The 19,863-nt window shown below is 64.3% G+C and carries 17 protein-coding genes and 2 pseudogenes; 5 read left to right on the forward strand and 14 right to left on the reverse strand.

The genetic code is table 11. From position 1 onward, the window contains the following. The first annotated feature begins 189 nt into the window (after positions 1 to 189). A complete protein-coding gene (locus B2790_RS09930; RefSeq protein ID WP_286918746.1) occupies positions 190 to 1,245 on the forward strand; it encodes a haloacid dehalogenase-like hydrolase in 1,056 nt (351 codons plus the stop codon). Between the two features lie 247 nt (positions 1,246 to 1,492). Here B2790_RS09930 and ilvD read toward each other — a convergent pair whose 3' ends face one another. From ilvD to B2790_RS09945, 3 genes are all read right to left on the reverse strand, one after another. Beyond that, positions 1,493 to 3,334 (reverse strand): dihydroxy-acid dehydratase, encoded by a 1,842-nt coding sequence (gene ilvD / locus B2790_RS09935; protein WP_025340988.1) that lies wholly within the window; start codon positions 3,332 to 3,334, stop codon positions 1,493 to 1,495. 271 nt (positions 3,335 to 3,605) lie between these two features. After that, positions 3,606 to 4,802 (reverse strand): class I SAM-dependent rRNA methyltransferase, encoded by a 1,197-nt coding sequence (locus B2790_RS09940; protein ID WP_013974648.1) that lies wholly within the window; start codon positions 4,800 to 4,802, stop codon positions 3,606 to 3,608. A 201-nt stretch (positions 4,803 to 5,003) separates the two neighbouring features. Beyond that, positions 5,004 to 5,543, reverse strand: a complete 540-nt coding sequence (locus B2790_RS09945; RefSeq protein ID WP_025340987.1) for a type 1 glutamine amidotransferase domain-containing protein — start codon at positions 5,541 to 5,543, stop codon at positions 5,004 to 5,006. A 191-nt stretch (positions 5,544 to 5,734) separates the two neighbouring features. Here B2790_RS09945 and B2790_RS09950 point away from each other — a divergent pair, with 191 nt between their 5' ends. Both B2790_RS09950 and mutM read left to right on the forward strand, forming a co-directional pair. Further along, the gene (locus B2790_RS09950; protein WP_178080898.1) at positions 5,735 to 6,553 is read left to right on the forward strand and encodes an HDOD domain-containing protein; all 819 of its coding nucleotides are present in this window, start codon (positions 5,735 to 5,737) and stop codon (positions 6,551 to 6,553) included. A gap of 3 nt (positions 6,554 to 6,556) precedes the next feature. After that, positions 6,557 to 7,369 (forward strand): bifunctional DNA-formamidopyrimidine glycosylase/DNA-(apurinic or apyrimidinic site) lyase, encoded by an 813-nt coding sequence (mutM, locus tag B2790_RS09955; RefSeq protein ID WP_286918747.1) that lies wholly within the window; start codon positions 6,557 to 6,559, stop codon positions 7,367 to 7,369. A 111-nt stretch (positions 7,370 to 7,480) separates the two neighbouring features. Here the strand turns inward: mutM and B2790_RS09960 are convergent, their stop codons facing one another. The 5 genes from B2790_RS09960 to B2790_RS09980 form a co-directional block, all read right to left on the reverse strand. Continuing rightward, positions 7,481 to 7,732 (reverse strand): YfhL family 4Fe-4S dicluster ferredoxin, encoded by a 252-nt coding sequence (locus tag B2790_RS09960; RefSeq protein ID WP_013974644.1) that lies wholly within the window; start codon positions 7,730 to 7,732, stop codon positions 7,481 to 7,483. Positions 7,733 to 7,840: 108 nt separating this feature from the next. Next, positions 7,841 to 8,320, reverse strand: coding sequence for a pantetheine-phosphate adenylyltransferase (coaD, locus tag B2790_RS09965; protein ID WP_014861498.1), 480 nt, complete (start codon positions 8,318 to 8,320; stop codon positions 7,841 to 7,843). Positions 8,321 to 8,432: 112 nt separating this feature from the next. Beyond that, the gene (locus B2790_RS09970; RefSeq protein WP_286918748.1) at positions 8,433 to 10,031 is read right to left on the reverse strand and encodes a GMC family oxidoreductase; all 1,599 of its coding nucleotides are present in this window, start codon (positions 10,029 to 10,031) and stop codon (positions 8,433 to 8,435) included. A 20-nt stretch (positions 10,032 to 10,051) separates the two neighbouring features. Beyond that, the gene (locus B2790_RS09975; RefSeq protein WP_286918749.1) at positions 10,052 to 10,537 is read right to left on the reverse strand and encodes a twin-arginine translocation pathway signal protein; all 486 of its coding nucleotides are present in this window, start codon (positions 10,535 to 10,537) and stop codon (positions 10,052 to 10,054) included. 10 nt (positions 10,538 to 10,547) lie between these two features. Further along, positions 10,548 to 11,978 carry a coniferyl aldehyde dehydrogenase gene (locus tag B2790_RS09980; RefSeq protein ID WP_137162598.1) on the reverse strand — a complete coding sequence of 477 codons (1,431 nt, stop codon included), beginning with the start codon at positions 11,976 to 11,978 and terminating at the stop codon, positions 10,548 to 10,550. A gap of 151 nt (positions 11,979 to 12,129) precedes the next feature. On the opposite strand from B2790_RS09980, the gene B2790_RS09985 reads away from it, so the two are divergent. Both B2790_RS09985 and B2790_RS09990 read left to right on the forward strand, forming a co-directional pair. Next, the gene (locus B2790_RS09985) at positions 12,130 to 12,795 is read left to right on the forward strand and encodes a TetR/AcrR family transcriptional regulator (protein ID WP_025340981.1); all 666 of its coding nucleotides are present in this window, start codon (positions 12,130 to 12,132) and stop codon (positions 12,793 to 12,795) included. A 47-nt stretch (positions 12,796 to 12,842) separates the two neighbouring features. After that, entirely contained in the window at positions 12,843 to 13,697 is an 855-nt protein-coding gene (locus B2790_RS09990) for a sulfurtransferase (RefSeq protein WP_025340980.1), read from the forward strand. Positions 13,698 to 13,837: 140 nt separating this feature from the next. On the opposite strand, the gene B2790_RS09995 is transcribed toward B2790_RS09990, so the two are convergent. The 6 genes and pseudogenes from B2790_RS09995 to B2790_RS10020 form a co-directional block, all read right to left on the reverse strand. Next, positions 13,838 to 14,830, reverse strand: coding sequence for a hydrolase (locus tag B2790_RS09995; protein WP_137162597.1), 993 nt, complete (start codon positions 14,828 to 14,830; stop codon positions 13,838 to 13,840). Between the two features lie 60 nt (positions 14,831 to 14,890). After that, the gene (locus B2790_RS10000) at positions 14,891 to 16,264 is read right to left on the reverse strand and encodes a M16 family metallopeptidase (RefSeq protein WP_286918750.1); all 1,374 of its coding nucleotides are present in this window, start codon (positions 16,262 to 16,264) and stop codon (positions 14,891 to 14,893) included. Then, positions 16,257 to 17,558: a M16 family metallopeptidase gene (locus B2790_RS10005; protein ID WP_286918751.1), complete on the reverse strand. Its 1,302-nt coding sequence runs from the start codon at positions 17,556 to 17,558 to the stop codon at positions 16,257 to 16,259. Before B2790_RS10005 ends, B2790_RS10000 begins: the two co-directional genes overlap by 8 nt. A gap of 94 nt (positions 17,559 to 17,652) precedes the next feature. Beyond that, positions 17,653 to 18,255, reverse strand: coding sequence for a 16S rRNA (guanine(966)-N(2))-methyltransferase RsmD (rsmD, locus tag B2790_RS10010; RefSeq protein ID WP_025340976.1), 603 nt, complete (start codon positions 18,253 to 18,255; stop codon positions 17,653 to 17,655). Then, positions 18,255 to 19,710 (reverse strand): annotated as a pseudogene (locus tag B2790_RS10015) (M16 family metallopeptidase). The gene rsmD and the pseudogene B2790_RS10015 overlap by 1 nt, the downstream one beginning before the upstream one ends. Beyond that, positions 19,707 to 19,863 (reverse strand): annotated as a pseudogene (locus B2790_RS10020) (insulinase family protein); the annotation flags it as partial. The pseudogenes B2790_RS10020 and B2790_RS10015, both read right to left, overlap by 4 nt.

A 19,863-nucleotide genomic window follows, 5' to 3' on the forward strand; every position in this document is an offset into this window, starting at 1 on the left:
CGGAAATGCTAACAGGCTGAAAACAAACGAATTTATACCCAAATGGAATGTGCATAGTCGTTTATGGAATAACGGCGTGTCGCGGATTGCAATGAACACGGCGTTTGCAGCTGCATGGAGGTCGTTATCAAGGGCTGCCGGCGGGGATTGTTGCACTAGCGTTTCGGGGTCATTTCAGGAGATTCGTACATGAAGTTCGCTCCGAAAGCCGTCGCCATCGGCCTGTCCCTGCTGTTCAGTATCGAAACCTTCGCCACCGAGCTCAAGCACTGGCCCGCCGAGGCAGCCAGGCAGCTCGACGGCATGATTGCCGCCAATGCCAACAAGGGTAACTACGCTGTCTTCGACATGGACAACACCAGTTACCGCTACGACCTTGAAGAGGCCTTGCTGCCGTTCATGGAAAACAAGGGCCTGCTGAGCCGCGACAAGCTCGACCCCTCGTTGAAGCTGATGCCGTTCAAGGACACCGCCGAGCACAAGGAAAGCCTGTTCAGTTACTACTACCGGCTGTGCGAAGTGGACGACATGGTCTGCTACCCGTGGGTGGCCCAGGTGTTCTCCGGCTTTACCTTGCAGGAGCTGAAGGTGCAGGTGGATGAGCTGATGGCCTCCGGCAAACCGATCCCGGCCACCTATTACGAAGGGGACCAGGTCAAGGCCATCGAGGTACAGCCACCCAAGGTCTTCACGGGCCAGGCCGAGCTGTACAACAAGCTGATGGAGAATGGTATCGAGGTCTATGTGGTTTCCGCTGCTTCCGAGGAGCTGGTGCGCATGGTCGCGTCGGACCCCAAGTACGGTTACAACGTGAAGCCGCAGAATGTGATTGGCGTGAGCCTGTTGCTGAAAGACCGCGCCAGCGGCCAGTTGACCACCGCGCGTAAACAGATCAGCGCCGGGCACTATGATGCCAAGGCCAACGTGGGGCTGGAACTGACCCCGTACCTGTGGACCCCGGCCACCTGGATGGCAGGCAAGCAGGCGGCGATCCTGACCTATATCGATGAGTGGAAGAAACCGGTGCTGGTGGGGGGCGATACGCCGACCAGCGATGGCTACATGCAGTTTCATGGGGTGGATGTGGGCAAAGGTGGCATCCACCTGTGGATAAACCGCAAGGCCAAGTACATGGACCAGATGAACGGGATGATTGCCAGGAATGCAGCGGCGCAGGCCAAGGAAGGGCTGCCGGTGACGGCGGACAAGAACTGGGTGATCGTGACACCGGAGCAGATTCAGTAAGCCATGTGGTGCCTGTGCTGGCCTCTTCGCGGGCACGCCCGCTCCAACAAGGACCCCACAGTCTTTGAGTCAGGCGCTGTACCTGTGGGAGAGGCCTCTTCGCGGGCACGCCCGCTCCCACAAGGACCCCACAGTCTTTGAGTCAGGCGCTGTACCTGTGGGAGCGGGCATGCCCGCGAAGAGGCCGGTACAGGCATAAAAAAACCGGCGCCCAGGGCGCCGGTTCTTCATTCATGCCGTCAGAGCCTCACAGCCCTTCCAGCATTGCCTTGTTACGCACAGCGCCCTTGTCGGCACTGGTCGCCAGCAGGGCATAGGCCTTCAGCGCGGTGGTCACCTTGCGTGGGCGTACTTCAGCCGGTTTCCAGCCCTTCTTGTCCTGCTCGACACGGCGCTCGGCCAGCTCTTCGTCGCTGACCTGCAGGTTGATCGAACGATTCGGGATGTCGATCAGCACCTTGTCGCCGTCGCGCACCAGGCCGATGGCGCCGCCAGCGGCGGCTTCCGGCGAGGCGTGGCCGATCGACAGGCCCGAGGTGCCGCCCGAGAAGCGGCCGTCGGTGAGCAGGGCGCAAGCCTTGCCCAGGCCCTTGGACTTCAGGTACGAGGTCGGGTACAGCATTTCCTGCATGCCCGGGCCACCTTTCGGGCCTTCGTAGCGGATGATCACAATGTCGCCGGCCTTCACTTCGTCGGCGAGGATGCCGCGTACGGCGCTGTCCTGGCTCTCGAAGATCTTCGCGGTGCCTTCGAACACCAGGATCGACTCGTCGACACCGGCGGTTTTCACCACGCAGCCGTCCAGCGCGATGTTGCCGTACAGCACGGCCAGGCCGCCTTCCTGCGAATAGGCGTGCTCGACACTGCGGATGCAGCCGTTCTCACGGTCGTCATCCAGGGATTCCCAACGGGTCGACTGGCTGAATGCCGTCTGGGTCGGGATACCGGCAGGGCCGGCCTTGAAGAAGGTGTGCACGGCTTCGTCATCGGTCTGGGTGATGTCCCACTTGGCGATGGCTTCTTCCATGCTGCGGCTGTGCACGGTCGGCAGGTCGGTGTGCAGCAGGCCGCCACGGGCCAGCGAGCCGAGGATGCTGAAGATGCCGCCGGCACGGTGCACGTCTTCCATGTGATATTTCTGGATGTTCGGCGCAACCTTGCACAGCTGCGGCACCTTGCGCGACAGGCGGTCGATGTCGCGCAGGTCGAACGCCACCTCGGCTTCCTGGGCGGCGGCCAGCAGGTGCAGGATGGTGTTGGTCGAGCCGCCCATGGCGATGTCGAGCATCATGGCGTTCTCGAACGCCTTGAAGTTGGCGATGTTGCGCGGCAGTACCGACTCATCGTTCTCGCCGTAGTAGCGCTTGCACAGCTCGACGATGGTGCGGCCGGCAGTGAGGAACAGCTGCTCGCGGTCGGCGTGGGTGGCCAGGGTCGAGCCGTTGCCCGGCAGGGCCAGGCCCAGGGCTTCGGTCAGGCAGTTCATCGAGTTGGCGGTGAACATGCCGGAGCACGAACCGCAGGTCGGGCAGGCGCTGCGCTCGTATTCGGCGACTTTTTCGTCGGAAGCCGAGGAGTCGGCGGCAATGACCATGGCGTCGACCAGGTCCAGGCCGTGGCTGGCCAGCTTGGTCTTGCCGGCTTCCATCGGGCCGCCGGAGACGAAGATTACCGGGATGTTCAGGCGCAGGGCGGCCATCAGCATGCCGGGGGTGATCTTGTCGCAGTTGGAGATGCACACGATGGCGTCGGCGCAGTGGGCGTTGACCATGTACTCCACGGCGTCGGCGATGATCTCGCGGCTTGGCAGCGAGTAGAGCATGCCGTCGTGGCCCATGGCGATGCCGTCATCGACCGCGATGGTGTTGAATTCCTTGGCCACGCCACCGGCGCGTTCGATTTCGCGGGCGACCAGCTGGCCCAGGTCCTTCAGGTGCACGTGGCCCGGGACGAACTGGGTGAACGAGTTGGCGATGGCGATGATCGGTTTCTTGAAATCTTCGTCCTTCATCCCGGTGGCGCGCCACAGGGCACGGGCGCCGGCCATGTTGCGGCCTTGGGTGGAAGTCTTGGAACGATAATCAGGCATGAAACACTCCTGGCGGCTTAATCAGGTCACAAAAAGGGGAGTGAGCTTCTCTTGTCCTTTGTACCGCAGGCCGGTTGCCACTGGCACGGATGGGGCCGAAGACCTCGCGGGATCGCCGCGTGCTTGGGCAGAGCTCATAAACCCGCCGGGGATGACTGGCGATGAATAGGCCGATTCTACACCGCTGGCGCGGCGAGGGAATGCAGATGTGGATAGCTGGCGGGGAGATTGCAGCAGGAAAGGGCCGCTTGGCGGCCCTTTTTAGCGGATATCAGCTGTTTGGCAGCAACCGGCAGGTGATGCTCTTGATGTAGCGGGTTTCGGCGATGGCCGGGTGCACCGGGTGGTCCGGGCCCTGGCCGCCGCGTTCGAGCAACTGCAGGTTGCGGTCCAGGTGACGGGCGCTGGTCAGCAGGATGTTGTGCAGGTCGTCCTCGGGCAGGTGCATCGAGCACGAGGCACTGACCAGGATGCCGTCCTTGGTCAGCATGCGCATGGCCTGTTCGTTCAGGCGGCGGTAGGCCGCTTCACCGTTCTTCAGGTCTTTCTTGCGCTTGATGAAGGCGGGTGGGTCGGCAATGATCACGTCGAAGCGCTCTTCGGCGGCCTTCAGTTCGCGCAGGGCCTCGAACACATCGCCTTCGATGCAGGTCAGTTTCTCGCTGATGCCGTTCAGCGCGGCGTTACGCTCCACGCCGTCCAGGGCAAAGCCCGAGGCGTCGACGCAGAACACTTCGCTGGCGCCGAAGGCACCGGCCTGCACGCCCCAGCCGCCGATATAGCTGAACAGGTCGAGCACGCGCTTGCCTTTCACGTACGGCGCCAGGCGTGCACGGTTCATGCGGTGGTCGTAGAACCAGCCGGTCTTCTGGCCTTCGCGTACCGGGGCTTCGAACTTGACGCCGTTTTCTTCCAGCGGCACCCAGTCCGGCACTTCGCCATAGACGGTCTCGACATAGCGCTGCAGGCCTTCGGCGTCACGTGCGGAGGAGTCGTTCTTGAACAGGATGCCGCTTGGCTTGAGCACCTGTACCAGGGCTGCAATCACATCGTCCTTGTGCGCTTCCATGGTGGCGGAGGCCAATTGCACCACGAGGATGTCGAAGAAGCGGTCGACAACCAGGCCTGGCAACAGGTCGGAATCGCCATAGACCAAGCGGTAGCACGGTTGGTCGAACAGGCGCTGGCGCAGCGACAGGGCGACGTTCAGGCGGTGCACCAGCAGCGACTTGTCCAGCGGCAGCTTGGCGTCGCGCGACAGCAGGCGGGCGCAGATCAGGTTGTTCGGGCTCAGTGCGACGATACCCAGCGGCTTGCCGTTGGCCGCCTCGAGAACAGCCTGCTGGCCGGCCTGGAAGCCTTGCAGCGGGGTCGCGCTGACGTCGACTTCGTTGCTGTAGACCCACAGGTGGCCGGCGCGCAGGCGGCGGTCGGCATTGGCTTTGAGGCGTAGGCTGGGCAGGGACATGACGTCGCTCCGGGAAAAAAGAGCGGGATTATAGCCTGTTGCCGGGCCGCATGCCCGCTGTGGGAGCGGCCTTGTGTCGCGAAAGGGCTGCGCAGCAGCCCCAGGGTTTCAGCAGCGCTGCATGGATTGTCGGGGCCGCTTTGCGGCCCTTTCGCGACACAAGGCCGCTCCTGCGGGTCTCGCGTAGGTCATGAGATGGCGTCAGGCTGCCAATGCCTTGATCAGTTGCTGGTTGAACGCCGGAATGTCGTCGGGTTGGCGGCTGGTGATCAGGTTGCCATCGACTACCACTTCTTCATCCACCCAGTCTCCGCCGGCATTGCGGATGTCGTCCTGCAGGGTCTTGTAGCTGGTCAGCCGCTTGCCCTTGGCTAACCCGCACGACACCAGCAACCAGCCACCGTGGCAGATCACCGCCAGTGGCTTGCCAGCCGAATCGTGGCTTTTCACCAGTTTCTGCGCGGCGGGGATCAACCGAATCGTGTCAGAGTTTTGCACGCCGCCGGGCAGCACTAGGGCGTCGTAGAGGTCCAGGTGGGCGCTTTCGAAGGTTGCGTCCACGGCGAATGCGTCGGCCGGCTGGTCGTGGTTCCAGCCGCGTACCGTGCCCTCCTTGTCGCTGAGGATGTCCACCACCGCGCCGCTCTGTTCCAGGGCTTCGCGAGGGCCTGTCAGTTCCACTTGCTCGAAGCCGTCGGTGACCAGGAAAGCTACTCGCTTGCCGTTCAGTTCTGCACTCATGGGCCTTGCTCCTTTCCTTGATGAATATGAGAGAGAGGCCCGCATGGATAGAGTAAAGTTCCGGCGCAACGATTCAGTGGTTGGTCCATTTCCGGTCTGGAGGGTTAGAATCGCCGGTCCCAAACGAGTGTGCACGTATGTCCCAAGAACTCAGCGCCGAACAGATCCAGCAAGCCTTGCAAGGCATCACCATCCCGCCGCAACCGCAGATCATGGTCGATCTGCAGTTCGAGCAGTACATGCCTGACCCGGACCTGGAAACCATCGCCAAGCTGATTTCCCAGGACCCGGGCCTCTCGGGCGCCTTGCTCAAACTGGTCAATTCCCCGCATTTCGGCCTTTCCAACAAGATCGGTTCGATCCAGCGCGCGGTGAACCTGCTGGGCAGCCGCTCGATCATCAACCTGATCAACGCCCAGTCGATCAAGGGCGAGATGAGCGACGAGACCATCGTTACCCTCAACCGTTTCTGGGACACCGCCCAGGACGTGGCGATGACCTGTCTGACCCTGGCCAAGCGCACCGGCATCCAGGCGGCGGACGAGGCCTACACGCTAGGCCTGTTCCATGACTGTGGCGTGCCGCTGATGCTCAAGCGCTTCCCCGACTACATGGATGTGCTGGAAGAGGCCTATGCCAAGGCCGACGAGGAAACCCGCGTGGTCGACACCGAAAACCGCGCGTTCAACACCAACCATTCGGTGGTCGGCTATTTCACTGCCAAGTCCTGGCGCCTGCCCGAGCACCTCAGTGCGGCCATTGCCAACCACCACAACGCCCTGGCGGTGTTCCGCGACGAGAGTTCGAGCAATACCCAGAGCCAGCTTAAAAACCTGCTGGCGGTGCTGAAGATGGCCGAGCACATCTGCGCGTCGTACCGGGTGCTGGGCAACCAGGCCGTGGACCACGAATGGAATGTGGTCGGCCCGCTGGTGCTCGATTACATTGGCTTGTCGGAATACGATTTCGAAAACCTCAAGCAGAACATTCGCGAGTTGGGCGGGCACTGACACATGCCGGAATTGCCAGAAGTAGAAACCACCCGGCGCGGTATTGCGCCCCACCTGGAAGGCCAGCGCGTCAGCCGGGTGGTGGTACGTGACCGGCGCCTGCGCTGGCCGATTCCGGAAGACCTGGATGTGCGCCTGTCGGGGCAGCGCATCGTCAGTGTCGAGCGGCGCGCCAAGTACCTGTTGATCAATGCCGAGGTCGGCACCCTGATCAGTCACCTGGGCATGTCGGGCAACCTTCGCCTGGTCGGGCTGGGCTTGCCGGCGGCCAAGCATGAGCACGTGGATATCGAGCTGGAGTCGGGGTTTATGCTGCGCTACACCGACCCGCGCCGCTTTGGCGCGATGCTGTGGAGCCTGGACCCGCTCAACCACGAACTGCTGCTGCGCCTGGGGCCGGAGCCGCTGACCGACCTGTTCGACGGCGAGCGGCTGTTCCAGCTGTCCCGTGGGCGGTCGATGGCGGTCAAGCCGTTCATCATGGACAACGCGGTGGTGGTGGGGGTGGGCAACATCTACGCCACCGAGGCGCTGTTTGCCGCTGGCATCGACCCTCGTCGGGAAGCGGGCGGGATTTCCCGGGCGCGTTACCTGAAGCTGGCGATCGAGATCAAGCGCGTGCTGGCGGCGGCGATCGAGCAGGGCGGCACCACGCTACGCGACTTCATCGGTGGCGACGGGCAGCCGGGGTACTTCCAGCAGGAATTGTTCGTGTACGGGCGGGGCGGGCAGCCGTGCAAGCTGTGTGGCACGGAGTTGCGCGAGGTGAAGCTGGGGCAGAGGGCGAGTGTGTATTGCCCGCGCTGCCAGCGCTGAGGCTTGAGGCCCTATCGCCGGCAAGCCAGCTCCCACAGGTACTGCACAGCTCTCGAGAGCGATGATATCTCTGTGGGAGCTGGCTTGCCGGCGATGAGGGCTGACCTGATATCAGGCCTTGCCAGTAATCCGGCGGTACTTGGCCATCAGCTCTTCTTCGGTTTCCGGGTGCGCTTCATCCAGCGGGATGCAGTCGACCGGGCAGACCTGCTGGCATTGCGGCTCGTCGTAATGGCCCACGCACTGGGTGCACAGGTTAGGGTCGATCACGTAGATCTCTTCGCCTTGGGAGATGGCCTCGTTCGGGCACTCGGGTTCGCAGACGTCGCAGTTGATGCAATCGTCGGTGATGATCAGGGACATGGGGACTCCGGCCGGGGCTCTGCGCCCGGGCATGTTCAACGCAGTGGGCACAATTGTGCCGCATTCGCGCCCGCAGTGCACGCGGGCGCGATGATCAGCCGCTAAAGGTCACTTCTTGAAGCGTTCGGTCAGCGCCTCGGCCACCACCGGGTGGACGAACTTGCTGATATCACCGCCCAGCGCGGCAATTTCCCGGACCAGGGTCGAGGAAATGAACGAATAGCGCTCCGAAGGCGTGAGGAACAGGCTCTCGACGTCGGGAGCCAGTTGCCGGTTCATGTTCGCCAGCTGGAACTCGTACTCGAAGTCGGACACCGCGCGCAGGCCACGCAGGAAGACGTTGGCGCCCTGTTCCTTGGCGAAATGCGCCAGCAGCGAGGAGAAGCCGATGACTTCGACATTGGGCAGGTGCTTGGTGACCTCACGGGCGAGCTCCACCCGTTGTTCCAGCGGGAACAGCGGGTTTTTCTTCGGGCTGGCCGCCACCGCGATGATCACGTGGTCGAACAACCGCGAGGCGCGCTCGACCAGGTCGCCATGGCCTTTGGTAATGGGGTCGAAAGTACCCGGGTACAACACTCGGTTCATCGCGTCATCCTGGCTGGAGTGCGTTGGGGAGTCGGATGGTAGCGCAGCGACGGCGCCCCGGCCAAGTCATGCGGCCGGCTGATGGCACTATAGACAGGGGGCCTGTTCCTTGTCATGCGCTGTGTGCCAGGCGGGCGACCAGCGCTTCGGTGAGCCTGGCGCTGATGGCATACACCGACAGTTGCGGGTTGGCGCCGATACTGGTGGGGAACAGCGAGCCGTCGTGAACCGACAGGTTTTCCAGCTGGTGATGGCGGCCAAGGCTGTCGCATACCGCCTGGCGCGGGTCGTCGCCGAGGGCGCAGCCACCCATCACGTGAGCGCTGCCCAGGCGCGTGCGGAACGGCTCCAGGCGCAACCGGTCGATCATGGCCAAGGCCTGCGCCAGGTTGGACGCGGCGCTGGCATCGCTGTGCACGGGGGTGACCTGGGTGGCGCCGGCGGCGAACTGGATCTGCGCCATGCTGCGATAGGCGCGGCGCAGCCCGTCGCGCAGGTAGTCGGTGACCGGGTAATCGAGCACCGGTGAGCCATCGCCGCGCAGCTCCACGGCCCCGCCCTGGCTTTGCGGGTGGAAGCCGTCACGCAGCAGCGCCAGCATCACGTGGGTATGTGGCAGCTCGGCCATGCGCCGGGCATTCTCGTGGCCGTGCCCGCCCAGCAGCGTGCTGGCCAGGGCGGGGTGCAGCGGTGGTACTTCCAGCTTGTAGCCAACCGGGCCGTCGCTGCCGCCTTGCCATTGGAAATGGTCGCTGTAGATGGACTGCGGGGCGCCGTAGTAGGGGTCGATACGGTCGTTGAAGCGTGCTGCACTGAAGTTGACCAGGTGCAGGAAGGTGCGTTTGCCCAGGCGGCCATGCGGGTCGGGCGCGTCGGAACGCAGCAGCAGGGCCGGGCTGTTGATGCCGCCACCGGCAAGGATGTAGTGACGCGCGCGAACGCGGATCTGACGGCCCGTAGTGTGCACGCCCTGGCTATCCAGCGCTTGGCATGACAGGCCCTGGATGCGCTCGCCGTTGTGTTCGAAGCGCTCGGCCCGAGCCAGGTACAGCAGCTCGCCGCCCTGTTCGAGGGTGGCGGGAATACGCGTTACCAGCATCGACTGCTTGGCATTCACCGGGCAACCCATGCCGCAGTAGCCCAGGTTCCAGCAGCCGCGCACGTTGCGCGGGATCACCGCCCAGCGGTAGCCCAGCTGTTCGCAGCCACGGCGCAGCACCTCGTTGTTGGCGTTCGGTGGCAGGGCCCAGGGGGTGATGCCCAGTTCCTGCTCGATGCGCTCGAACCAGGGGCGCATCTGCTCCTCGCCCAGGCCGCTCACGTTGTGGGCTGCGGCCCAGTGCGCCAGGGTCTGTAGCGGCGTGCGAAAGCTCGAGGTCCAGTTGACCAGCGTGGTGCCGCCCACGGCGCGGCCCTGGAGGATGGTGATGGCGCCGTCCTTGCTCATGCGGCCCAGGCCTTCCTGGTACAGGCTGGCATAGGCTTCGTTTTCCAGCAGGTGGAAATCGCTGCTGGTCTTCAGCGGGCCTTCTTCGATCAGCAGCACCTTGAAGCCGGCAGTGCTGAGCATTTGCGCGCTGGTAGCGCCACCGGCACCGCTGCCGATCACGGCAATGTCGGCTTCCAGCGTGAGGTCGTGCTCCAGGCGCGAGGCGTCGTGGGTGATCCAGCCGCTTTCCAGGCCTTGGCGAAACGGGTCGGGTACAGGCATTGGCGCTGCTCTTGTTGTTTTCAGATTTTCGGTGGCCCGGGGTAGCCGCAGGCGGCCCAGGATTCGGGGCGTTCATACCAGGCCATCTGCAGCAACTGCAGCAGCGAGGCGTGGCCCATGCGCAGCAGGTTCAGCGAGCTGTCCTGCCAACGTTGCAGGAAGGCCGTGACCTGCGCGGCGCTGGCTTGCTCCCAGGCGCCCCAGACACCGGTCAGGGGGCCGCGGGTGAGTGGCAGGTTGAGCACGTCGAATAACTGCCGGGTGAGTTTGAGCATTTCTGGCGACAGCGCCGCCAGCTTGTGGTCGAGGCTATGCAGCACCAGTGTCTCGGCGGCCTGGGTGCCGGCCAGTACCACCGGGATCAGCGCGCGCAGCAGCGGCAGGTCGTCGTCGCGCAGTGCCTCGTAACCCGTTGCGGCTGTCTGTGCGCTGCAGCCGACCAGGCTGGTACCGGCCAGAAAGACGCTGGCGCCCAGGCTGAAGCGCAGCAGTTCGCGGCGGTGCATGGGCTGGCCCTCAGCGGATGAAAAGCTTGAAGACCAGGCGCTGCAAGGCTTTGCCATAAGGCGGGTAGATCAGACGGGCAGCATTGAAGCGTTGCTTGGCCAGCACCGCCTTGGCCTTGCTGAAGGTCAGGAAGCCGTCGTGGCCATGGTAATGGCCCATGCCTGAAGGGCCGATGCCGCCGAACGGCAAGTCATCCTGGGCCACGTGCAGCAGGGTGTCGTTCAGGCACACTCCGCCGGAGTGGGTGTGGCGCAGCACCTGCTCCTGGGCTGCGCGGTCATAGCCGAAGTAGTAAAGCGCCAGCGGGCGCGGGCGCTGGTTGATGTAGGCCAGTGCCTGCTCGAGGCTGTCGTAGGGCACCAGCGGCAGCAATGGGCCGAAGATTTCGTCCTGCATCACCTGCATGCCGTCGTTCACCCCCAGCAGCAGGTGGGGTGGCAGGCGCCGGCCCTGGCGGGTTTCACCGGGGTACAGGTCGAGTACCTGCGCACCTTTGGCGTGGGCATCGTCCAGTAGATGTTGCAAGCGCTGCAGCTGGCGCTGGTTGATGATGGCGGTGAAGTCGGGGTTGCCGGCGATGCGCGGATACAGCCGACGCACGGCACGCTGGTAGGCGTCGCTGAAGGCCTCCAGGCGCTCGCGTGGCACCAGCACGTAGTCGGGGGCGACGCAGGTCTGGCCGGCATTGAGGGTCTTGCCGAAGGCGATGCGCTCGGCGGCGCTGTCCAGCGGTACGTCGGCAGAGACTATGGCCGGCGACTTGCCACCCAGTTCCAGGGTGACGGGGGTCAGGTTGTGCGCTGCAGCCAGCATTACCTGGCGCCCCACGCTGGTGGCGCCGGTGAACAGCAGGTGATCGAACGGCAGGCGGGCAAAGGCCTGGCCTACCTCGACCTCGCCTAGCACCACGCTGACCAGGTCGGTGGGGAACACCTGCTCCAGCAGTTGCTTGAGCGCCTGGCCAGTGGCAGGGGTGGCTTCGCTGAGCTTGAGCATGACCCGGTTGCCGGCGGCCAGGGCGCAGGTCAGCGGGCCGATGGCAAGGAACAGCGGGTAGTTCCACGGCACGATGATGCCGACCACGCCCAGGGGTTGGTAGCGCACCTGAGCGCTGGCCGGCTGGAAGGCCAGGCCTACCTTGCGCCGGCTGGCGCGCATCCAGCGCTGCAGGTGCTTTTCGGCGTGGCGCAGGCCTTGCACCGAGGGTAGCAGCTCGGCCAGCAGGGTCTCGTCGGCGCTGCGCCCCTCAAAGTCCTGGCCGATTGCCTCAATCAGGTCGGCCTGGCCGGCCAGCAAGGCTTCCCGCAGGCTTTTCAGCCATTGGCGCCGCTGCGCCGCCGCTGGCAATGGGTTGCCGGCAAAGGCCTGGCGCTGGGTGGCGAACGTCGCCGCAAGGTCGAGGTCGGATTGCACAGGGGGCAAGGCACTGGGCGAGTTCATGGCGGCGTCGAGTCCGGGCAGGGAATCCCTAGAGCCTATACTCTAATTTGTACGATGGTGCGAATTTTTCCGCGTTGTCGAGCGGTGCATTCCACCGCCAATACGCCGTAAGATGACCCTTTGATGAAGGCCCGCAGACTGGGAGCTGAGCATGGCCCCGCGCATGAAGACCCGAGAGCGCATCGTGCAGAACAGCCTCGAGCTGTTCAACCAGCAGGGCGAACGCAGCGTCAGTACCAATCACATTGCCGCGCACATGGAAATTTCGCCCGGCAACCTGTATTACCACTTCCCCAACAAGCAGGCGATCATCGCTTTGCTGTTCAGCCAGTACGAAGAACTGGTGGACAGCTTCCTGCGCCCGCCGCAAGGCCGCGCGGCGACCGTGGAGGACAAGCGCTTCTACCTCAAGGCCCTGCTGGCGGCGATGTGGAACTACCGTTTTCTGCACCGCGACCTGGAGCACCTGCTGGACAGCGACCCGGAGCTGGCCGCCCGTTATCGGCGCTTTTCCGAGCGCTGCCTGCGCCAGGGCCAGGCGATCTACCGCGGCTTTGTCGAGGCGGGCATCCTGGCCATGGCACCAGCGCAGATCGAATCGCTGACCATCAACGCCTGGATCGTGTTGACGTCCTGGGTACGTTTTCTCAGCACCACGCGGGAGCATTCCGCGCACCTGGGTGAAGAAGCCTTCAAGCGCGGCGTCTACCAGGTACTGGTGCTGGAGCTCGGCTTCGTCACCGACAACGCCCGCAATGCCGTGGACGCCCTGTGCCAGGAATTCCATGTACCGTTCAACCAGGCCCTGGAGCACTAACCCAGGGCCTAAGTGCTATCGATAGTGCCATCGATCAGGAGATTGTCATGCCCCTTGCGCAATTGATCACCCCGCAGCAGTTGGCCGAGCGTCTGGGCTCGCCCAAGTTGGTGATCCTCGACTGCCGCTTTGCCCTCGAGGATGTGGACTATGGCCAACGCAGCTATGCCCAGGGGCATATTGCCGGGGCGCATTTTGCCGACCTGGAGCGTGACCTCAGCGGGCCGGTGAGCAAGGGGCGTACCGGGCGCCACCCGTTGCCGGATGCGCGCCGGCTGGTCGAGCGCCTGCGAGAGTGGGGCCTGGACGATGACAGCGAGGTGGTGCTGTACGACGACGGCCCTGGCGCTTTTGCTGCCCGTGCCTGGTGGCTGCTGGCCTGGCTGGGCAAGCGCAGCGGCGTGGCGATCCTCGACGGTGGCCTGAAGGCCTGGCATGCGGCGCACCTGCCGCTCAGCCTGGACCCGCCGCTCAAGCGGGAAGGCACCTTCAACGGTGAGCCGGACGGCAAGCTGCTGATCGATGCCGAGCACCTGGCCAAGCGCTTGGGTAACGCAGACCTGACCTTGATCGATGCGCGTGCCTTGCCGCGTTTCCGTGGCGAAGTGGAACCGATCGACCCGGTGGCGGGGCATATTCCGGGGGCGCAGTGCGCGGCGTTTACCGACAACCTGGGGGCTGATGGGCGTTTTCTGCAGCCGGACCAGCTAAAACAGCGCTTTGCCGAAAAGCTGGCCGGGCGGGCGCCGGAGCAGTTGGTGGCGTATTGCGGGTCAGGGGTGACGGCGTGTCATAACCTGTTTGCCCTGGCGTTGGCCGGGTACCCGCTGGGCAAGCTGTATGCCGGGTCGTGGAGTGAGTGGATCAACGATCCGCAGCATGGCGTAGCCACTGGCGAGTAAGCCGGTCAAATCCTGTAGGAGATCGCCCAGGCCCTGTGGGAGCGGGCGAGCCCGCGAAGCATGCAACGCGGTGGCTGGCACCGGCTGCGCCGGTGTTCGCGGGCGCGCCCGCTCCCACAGGGTTCCTGCAAAACAATCGCTTATGTGCCCTCCACCAACCACTGCGGAATCCGCCGCTCCAGGTAATAGCCCGGGTTGCGCAGGCTGCCATCGACAAAGCCCACATGACCGCCGCGGCTGTGCAGTTCGAAGCGGGTTTGCGGCGCCAGTTCGCGGGCCGTTGGCAGGCTGTGGCCGGAGACGAAAGGGTCATCGCTGGAGTGGATGATCAGCGTCGGCGTGCGGTTCTGGCCGAGGAAGAAATGACTCGATGAGCGGCGGTAGTAGTCGTGCGCATCGCGAAAACCGTTCAGCGGTGCGGTGACCTTGCCGTCGAAATCCCAGAACGTGCGCAGGTTGCCCAACGGCCCCAGCCGTTGCAGCGTCGCCAGCCCTTCATGCTGGCCCTTGTCGTGAAAGTGCCGCTGCTTGAGCTGCACATAAGCCAGCATCTCGCGCATGAAATGCGCCTGGTATACCTTTGAAAAGCCCTGGCCGATGCGGTCGGCGCAGTGGTCCAGGCGAAACGGCACCGACACTGCCACCGCAGCCTGCAACTGGCTGGCGACACCGCTTTCGCCCAGGTATTTCAGCAGCACATTGCCCCCCAGCGAATAACCCACCGCATACAACGGCGCCAACGGGCGCTGGGCGCGCAGGTGGCTGACGATTTCGGCCAGGTCTTCGCTGGCACCGGAATGGTAGCTGCGTGGCAGCAGGTTGGGCTCGCCCGAGCAACCGCGCCAGTTCACCGCCACGCTGGCCCAGCCGCGGCCTTGCAGCGCTTGCTGCAAGCCTTTGACGTAGGGCGAGTGGGACGAGCCGGTCAAACCGTGCAGCACCAGCACCAACGGCGCGTGGGGCTGGTGCGGGCCGTGCCAGTCCAGGTCGATGAAGTCGCCATCGGCCAGCCATAGCCGCTCGCGGTTGCGCTGCAGTTCAGGCAGCTTGCGCCACAGTGGCCCCCACAGAGTTTGCAGGTGGGGGTTGGACAGGCCGATGGCCGGGCGGAATGTGGCGCTGGGGCTGGGCATGCTAGGCGACTCGTGATGTGCCTGCCTAGAGTGCCATGAAACAACGCCACTGTACCTGCGCTATTGGTCGGTGGCTGGCAGCGGTTGCTGGTCGACACGTGGGCCGACACTGACCAGTACCTCGCAGTTCAAGTCGAGACGGTCTTGCATCGCCGCGCAGATATCTGCCGGGCTCAGCCTACCGATGCGCTCGATGTAGCTGTTCAGGTGGTCTGCAGGCTGATGTTGGTGGGTTATCTCCGTCAGCAATGCTGCCAGGCTGTTGTTTTGCGCCACACCACGCAGTAATTGCCCGGCCAGCTGTTTGCACGCCAGCTGCAGTTCGGCCTTGGTTGGCCCTTGCTCGATGAAATCGCACAGCAAGGTTGCTACCAGTTCCTGCGAGCATTGCACGTACCGTGGCGCGATGTCCCACTCGATGGTGAACAGCCCGCCGGCACTCAACGGCGAAGCGCGGCTGTAGATGCCGTAGGTCAACCCGCGACGTTGGCGCAGTTCCACCATCAGGCGCGATTCAAGGCCTGAAGCCAACACTTCACTGGCTAGCACAATGGCTGGGAAATCCGGGTCATTGGCGGGAACGTTCATGGGCAATGCCAGCAGCACTGCGCTGCTGTTGCCGGGCTGTTCGACGTTGATGGTTGCATGGGTAGCATCCGGAACGGCTGGCAGGTCAGCGGCGGACCAGCCTTGCGGCAGGGCTTGGCTGATCTGTTGCGCGATGGCTTGCGCCTCGCTCAGGGTCAGGTCCCCGACAAGCACCATTTCCAGGTTGCTGGCGCTATAGGCGCGTCGGTGGAATGCCCGCAAGTCTTCAGGGCTGACGGCGTTCACGCCTTGAATGGTGCTGCCCAGCGGGTTGCCATAGGGATGCCCCTGGAACAGATGGCGAAACGCCTCGCTACGCGCCCTGAGCCTGGGGCGCCGTTCGCGGGATGCGTTGTGCTGCACGAACTGGCGCTTGATCTTTTCCAGGGCAGGCGCGGGGAAAGCCGGGTTTGCCACAAGGTCGGTAAACAGGTCCAGGGCTGGTGCGAGTATCGTTTTCGTGCTCACGCTGCGCAGGCTCAGCGTTGCATGCTCCAGGCGTATCTGCTTTTCCATGATCGCGCCCAGGCGTTCCATGCCCTCAGCTTGCCTGGCGCTGGTATAGCGCCGGCTGCCCTCGTCGAGCATGTACAGCGTCAAGGCTGCCAGGCCGGGTTGCAAGGTGTCCTGGGCCGTGCCTGCCTTGAACCGCAAGACCACATCTACGATAGGCAGCCCGCGGGCTTCGACGAACTTCACGCCTGTACCTGCTTCCGTGGTCCACGCCTGCACCTGCGTCTGAGGGGTTTCGAGCTGGTCCAGATCAACGCCTTGGACCGAGACCAGACCACTGTGACTTCCGTTGGCTACAGCCGGTTGCGGGATGCTCGCGATCTTGTCATTCATCGGTACTTTCCTTGTGGTGCATGAAGGTGAAGGCCGCACGGGCTTCAGTCAGGAATTCCAGCGCAATCAGGCCTACCTGCTCGGCTGTCACGGCTTCGATGGCTTGTCGCTCATCGTCCAGGGCAACGGGGTCCAGACCGCAGGCGGCCTGTTTGCCGATGGCCTCTGCCTGTTTGCCGATGTCGTCTCTTGCGAATAGTTGCCTGGCCAGCAGGCGAGCCTTGGCGCGTTGAAGATCTTCCTTGGAGGGGGCCGACTGGCGGAACGCTTCGATTTCCTGCATCAGCCTTTCGGCTGCTGCCTCCGGCGTAACCTGCGGGCTGCAGAACGCGTACAAGGTCAGCAGGCTGTCACCGCGCTGCCATGGCTCATAGGTCGCTCTCAGGCCCTGTAGCAGCGGAGTGTCTTGTATCAACAGGCGCTGCAGCGTGCTGGCGTGGCCTTCAGCAAGAATGTCCGGCAGCAGGCGCAGTGCGCAGGCTTGTGAGCCAGAGCGGGCGGTGCATTGGCTGGGAAGGTTGAAGCTGATGAGCACGCCGGTGTTCAGGCCATGCCAGCGCAGGGTCTGGCTGCGCCGAACCTGCCCAGAAGGCATTGTGGGTTTTTGCCGTGTTGGCAGGCGGTTGGCGGGGATCGCTGCAAAGTGCCGTGTAACCAGCTTTTGCAGCTGGGCCAGGGCAATGTCACCAGCCACGGCGAGCGTGGCATTGTTGGGGTGGTACCAGGTCTGGTACCAGGTGCGCGCCGCCGTCGGGGTCATATGGTCGAGGTCGGTCTTGTGGCCGGTCACGGGGTTGCCATAGCCGCTGTTGCCATAGGCCAGCAACTGGTGATGTTCCACTGCCACTGCCAAGGGGCTGTTGTCGATATCCTCGCGGCGCTCGGCCATGACTACTGCCAGCTCACGGGCAAAAGGCACGTCGCTGAGGGTGGCGCTGGCCATGACGTCGGCCAGCGCCTCCAAGGCAATTTCCAGGCGGTTGCGTGGCAAAGTCAGCGGAAAGACCGTGGCATCGGGGTAGGTAAACGCATTTGGGTCACCGCCCAGGCGGCTCATGAGGGCTGAATACTGGCCTGGAGCCAGTTTGCTGCTGCCCTCGAACAGCAGATGCTCCAGGGCGTGGGACAGGCCGGTGTGGCCCTCAGGCTCGTAGCTGGAGCCTACGTGGTACCACAGCTGCACGCTGACCAGCGGCGCGCGGTTGTCTTCACGCAGGTAGACGCGCAGGCCGTTGGCGAGGGTAAAGCTGTGCACCGAGCCTGCCGGCGCGGGTGGGGCGGGGTGGTCGGTCATGGTTGAAGTGCTCCTGCAAAAATTGGAGGAGCAGCTTCAGCCATGAAGGCGATGGGTTTGTGGTAACTAAATACGGCAACCCAGGGTTACCGGATCAACCCCGTTGCCAAAGTGCGTAGTGCACCTGGCCGGTCTTTTTCTCGCGGTGCAGGCGCCAGTTGCCCGGCAACTGCAAGGTCGACGGGGCAGCCTCGCTTTCTGTGTAGACCCACGCCTGCTCGCGCAGCCACTGGTTCTGTTCCAGCAGGTTGCAGGTGTCTGCCAGCAGGTCCTGGTGGAACGGCGGGTCGAGGAACACCACGTCGAACTGCTGCTTGGCCGGGCCTTGCAGATAGCGCAGGGCGTCGGTCTGCAGGATTTGCCCGCGCGGGCAGCGCAGGATCTCGAGGTTGTTCTTCAGGTTGGCGATGGCCGCCGGGTTGCTGTCCAGCGCGACGGCGTCCTCGGCCCCGCGGGACAGGGCTTCGAGCACCAGGGCGCCGCTGCCGGTGAAGGCGTCCAGCACGCGGGCACCCTCGATATAGGGTGCCAGCCAGTTGAACAGGGTTTCGCGCACGCGGTCGGGCGTTGGCCGCAGGCCTTCGCCTTCCGGCACCGCCAGACGGCGGCTGCGCCATTCGCCGGCGATGATGCGCAGGTGGCCCTGGCCCTTGCTTTGGCCCGGTTGCGGGCGGGCGGGAGGGGTGGATCTTGGCATTAGTGCTCCGGTACCCCGAGCGGCTGCTCGGAGGGCTTGTCAGTGGGTGCTGGCAGCGGTTTTTGCGGCACTTTCGGGCCAGCGGTGACGATCACCAGTTTATCGGCTGACAGGTGTTTGTTCATGGCCGTTCTTACCTGCTCGACGGTGAGGGCCTGGGACTGCTGCATGAAGTCCTCCAGCCAGGTCAGCGGCAGGTTGTAGAAGCCAATGGCACCCAGTTGGCCGACGATACTGGCGTTGCTGGCATTGGACAGCGGGAAGCTGCCGGCCAGCTCGCGCTTGGCATCGTCCAGCTCCTGCTGGGTGGGGCCGGCCTTGAGGTAGTCGGCGAGAATATCCTGCACCAGCTTGAGCGTGCCCTCGCTGAGTTCGGCACGGGTCTGCAGGTTGATCATGAACGGGCCGCGAACCTGCATCGGGCTGAACACCGAGTACACGCCGTAGGTCAGGCCGCGCTTTTCACGCACCTCGCTCATCAGCCGGGTGCCGAACGCACCGCCGCCGAGGATCTGGTTGCCCAGTGACAGGGCCGGCCAGTCCGGGTCCTGGCGGTCGATGCCGAGTTCGGCCAGCATCAGGTGAGTCTGCTTGGACGGGAAGTCGATGTGGGTCAGGCCTGCCTTGGCTTCGCCGGGTTGCGCAGGTGCGGCCAGCGCGGGGCCTTTGGGCAGACCGGCTGACACCTGGGCGGCGATGGCTTCGGCCTCGGCGCGGCTGAGGTCGCCGACCAGGGCGATGACCGCGTTGCCGCTGGTGTAGGCCTTGGCGTGGAAGGCGCGCAGCTGTGCCAGGGTGATGCCGCTGATGCTTTCGGCAGTGCCGTCGCTCGGGTGGGCGTAGGGGTGGTCGCCGTAGAGCTTGGCGAACAAGGCCTTGCCAGCGACCTTGCCAGGGTTCTGCTTTTCATACTCGAAGCCGGCCAGCATCTGGTTCTTGATGCGCTTGAGGGCGTCTTCAGGGAAGGTCGGCTTGCCAGTCACTTCGGTGAACAGCTTGAGCGCCGGTTCGCGCTTGTCCTTGGCGCTGAGGCTGCGCAACGAGGCCACGGCCATATCGCGGTAGGAGCCGTTGCCAAAGTCGGCACCCAGGCCCTCGAAGCCTTCGGCGATGGCAGTCACGTCCTTGCCGGCCACGCCTTCGTTGAGCATGGCGTTGGTCAGGGCAGCCAGGCCTGGCGTTCCGCCATCCTGGCTGCTGCCGGCGGCNNGCGAGCCTCGACGAACAGTACCCGGGCACCTTCGGCGGTGTTCCAGTGCTGGATGTTCAACTGGCGCCGGCTGGGCGCCTTGCCATCCAGCTCGGCCAGCGACTGCAAGGTGTTGGCCGGGCGTGCCGCGTTGCTGTCGGCCTTGGCGGCGTTGTCGGCCATGGCCGGGGCGGCCAGCACCGCCGCCAGCGCCAGGGCGCGGATGCCCGTGGCCAGCAGGGTTGGGCGTGGTGCGCGGCGATCACTCATGAGCGGACTCCTCGGGCAATACATGGGCAACGCTCAGGCGTTCGCGGGTGAAGTAGGTGCGCGCGGCGTTCTGGATGTCCTGCGGGGTAACGCGCTTGAGCTCGTCCAGCTCGCTGTCGATCAGCTTCCAGGACAGGCCGACGGTTTCC

The organism is Pseudomonas sp. UBA6753, assembly GCF_002453565.1.
In the GTDB taxonomy this organism is placed as follows: Bacteria; Pseudomonadota; Gammaproteobacteria; order Pseudomonadales; family Pseudomonadaceae; genus Aquipseudomonas; species Aquipseudomonas putida_Z.

Excerpts from the sequence above, each read along its gene's own strand:
- ilvD (WP_025340988.1), bottom strand. The coding sequence starts at position 3,334 with ATGCCTGATTATCGTTCCAAGACTTCCACCCAAGGCCGCAACATGGCC.
- B2790_RS09940 (WP_013974648.1), bottom strand. The coding sequence starts at position 4,802 with ATGTCCCTGCCCAGCCTACGCCTCAAAGCCAATGCCGACCGCCGCCTG.
- B2790_RS09995 (WP_137162597.1), bottom strand. The coding sequence starts at position 14,830 with ATGCCCAGCCCCAGCGCCACATTCCGCCCGGCCATCGGCCTGTCCAAC.
- mutM (WP_286918747.1), top strand. The coding sequence starts at position 6,557 with ATGCCGGAATTGCCAGAAGTAGAAACCACCCGGCGCGGTATTGCGCCC.
- coaD (WP_014861498.1), bottom strand. The coding sequence starts at position 8,320 with ATGAACCGAGTGTTGTACCCGGGTACTTTCGACCCCATTACCAAAGGC.
- B2790_RS10000 (WP_286918750.1), bottom strand. The coding sequence starts at position 16,264 with ATGAATGACAAGATCGCGAGCATCCCGCAACCGGCTGTAGCCAACGGA.
- B2790_RS09960 (WP_013974644.1), bottom strand. The coding sequence starts at position 7,732 with ATGTCCCTGATCATCACCGACGATTGCATCAACTGCGACGTCTGCGAA.
- rsmD (WP_025340976.1), bottom strand. The coding sequence starts at position 18,255 with ATGCCAAGATCCACCCCTCCCGCCCGCCCGCAACCGGGCCAAAGCAAG.
- B2790_RS09970 (WP_286918748.1), bottom strand. The coding sequence starts at position 10,031 with ATGCCTGTACCCGACCCGTTTCGCCAAGGCCTGGAAAGCGGCTGGATC.
- B2790_RS09985 (WP_025340981.1), top strand. The coding sequence starts at position 12,130 with ATGGCCCCGCGCATGAAGACCCGAGAGCGCATCGTGCAGAACAGCCTC.
- B2790_RS09930 (WP_286918746.1), top strand. The coding sequence starts at position 190 with ATGAAGTTCGCTCCGAAAGCCGTCGCCATCGGCCTGTCCCTGCTGTTC.
- B2790_RS09975 (WP_286918749.1), bottom strand. The coding sequence starts at position 10,537 with ATGCACCGCCGCGAACTGCTGCGCTTCAGCCTGGGCGCCAGCGTCTTT.
- B2790_RS09945 (WP_025340987.1), bottom strand. The coding sequence starts at position 5,543 with ATGAGTGCAGAACTGAACGGCAAGCGAGTAGCTTTCCTGGTCACCGAC.
- B2790_RS09990 (WP_025340980.1), top strand. The coding sequence starts at position 12,843 with ATGCCCCTTGCGCAATTGATCACCCCGCAGCAGTTGGCCGAGCGTCTG.
- B2790_RS09980 (WP_137162598.1), bottom strand. The coding sequence starts at position 11,978 with ATGAACTCGCCCAGTGCCTTGCCCCCTGTGCAATCCGACCTCGACCTT.
- B2790_RS10005 (WP_286918751.1), bottom strand. The coding sequence starts at position 17,558 with ATGACCGACCACCCCGCCCCACCCGCGCCGGCAGGCTCGGTGCACAGC.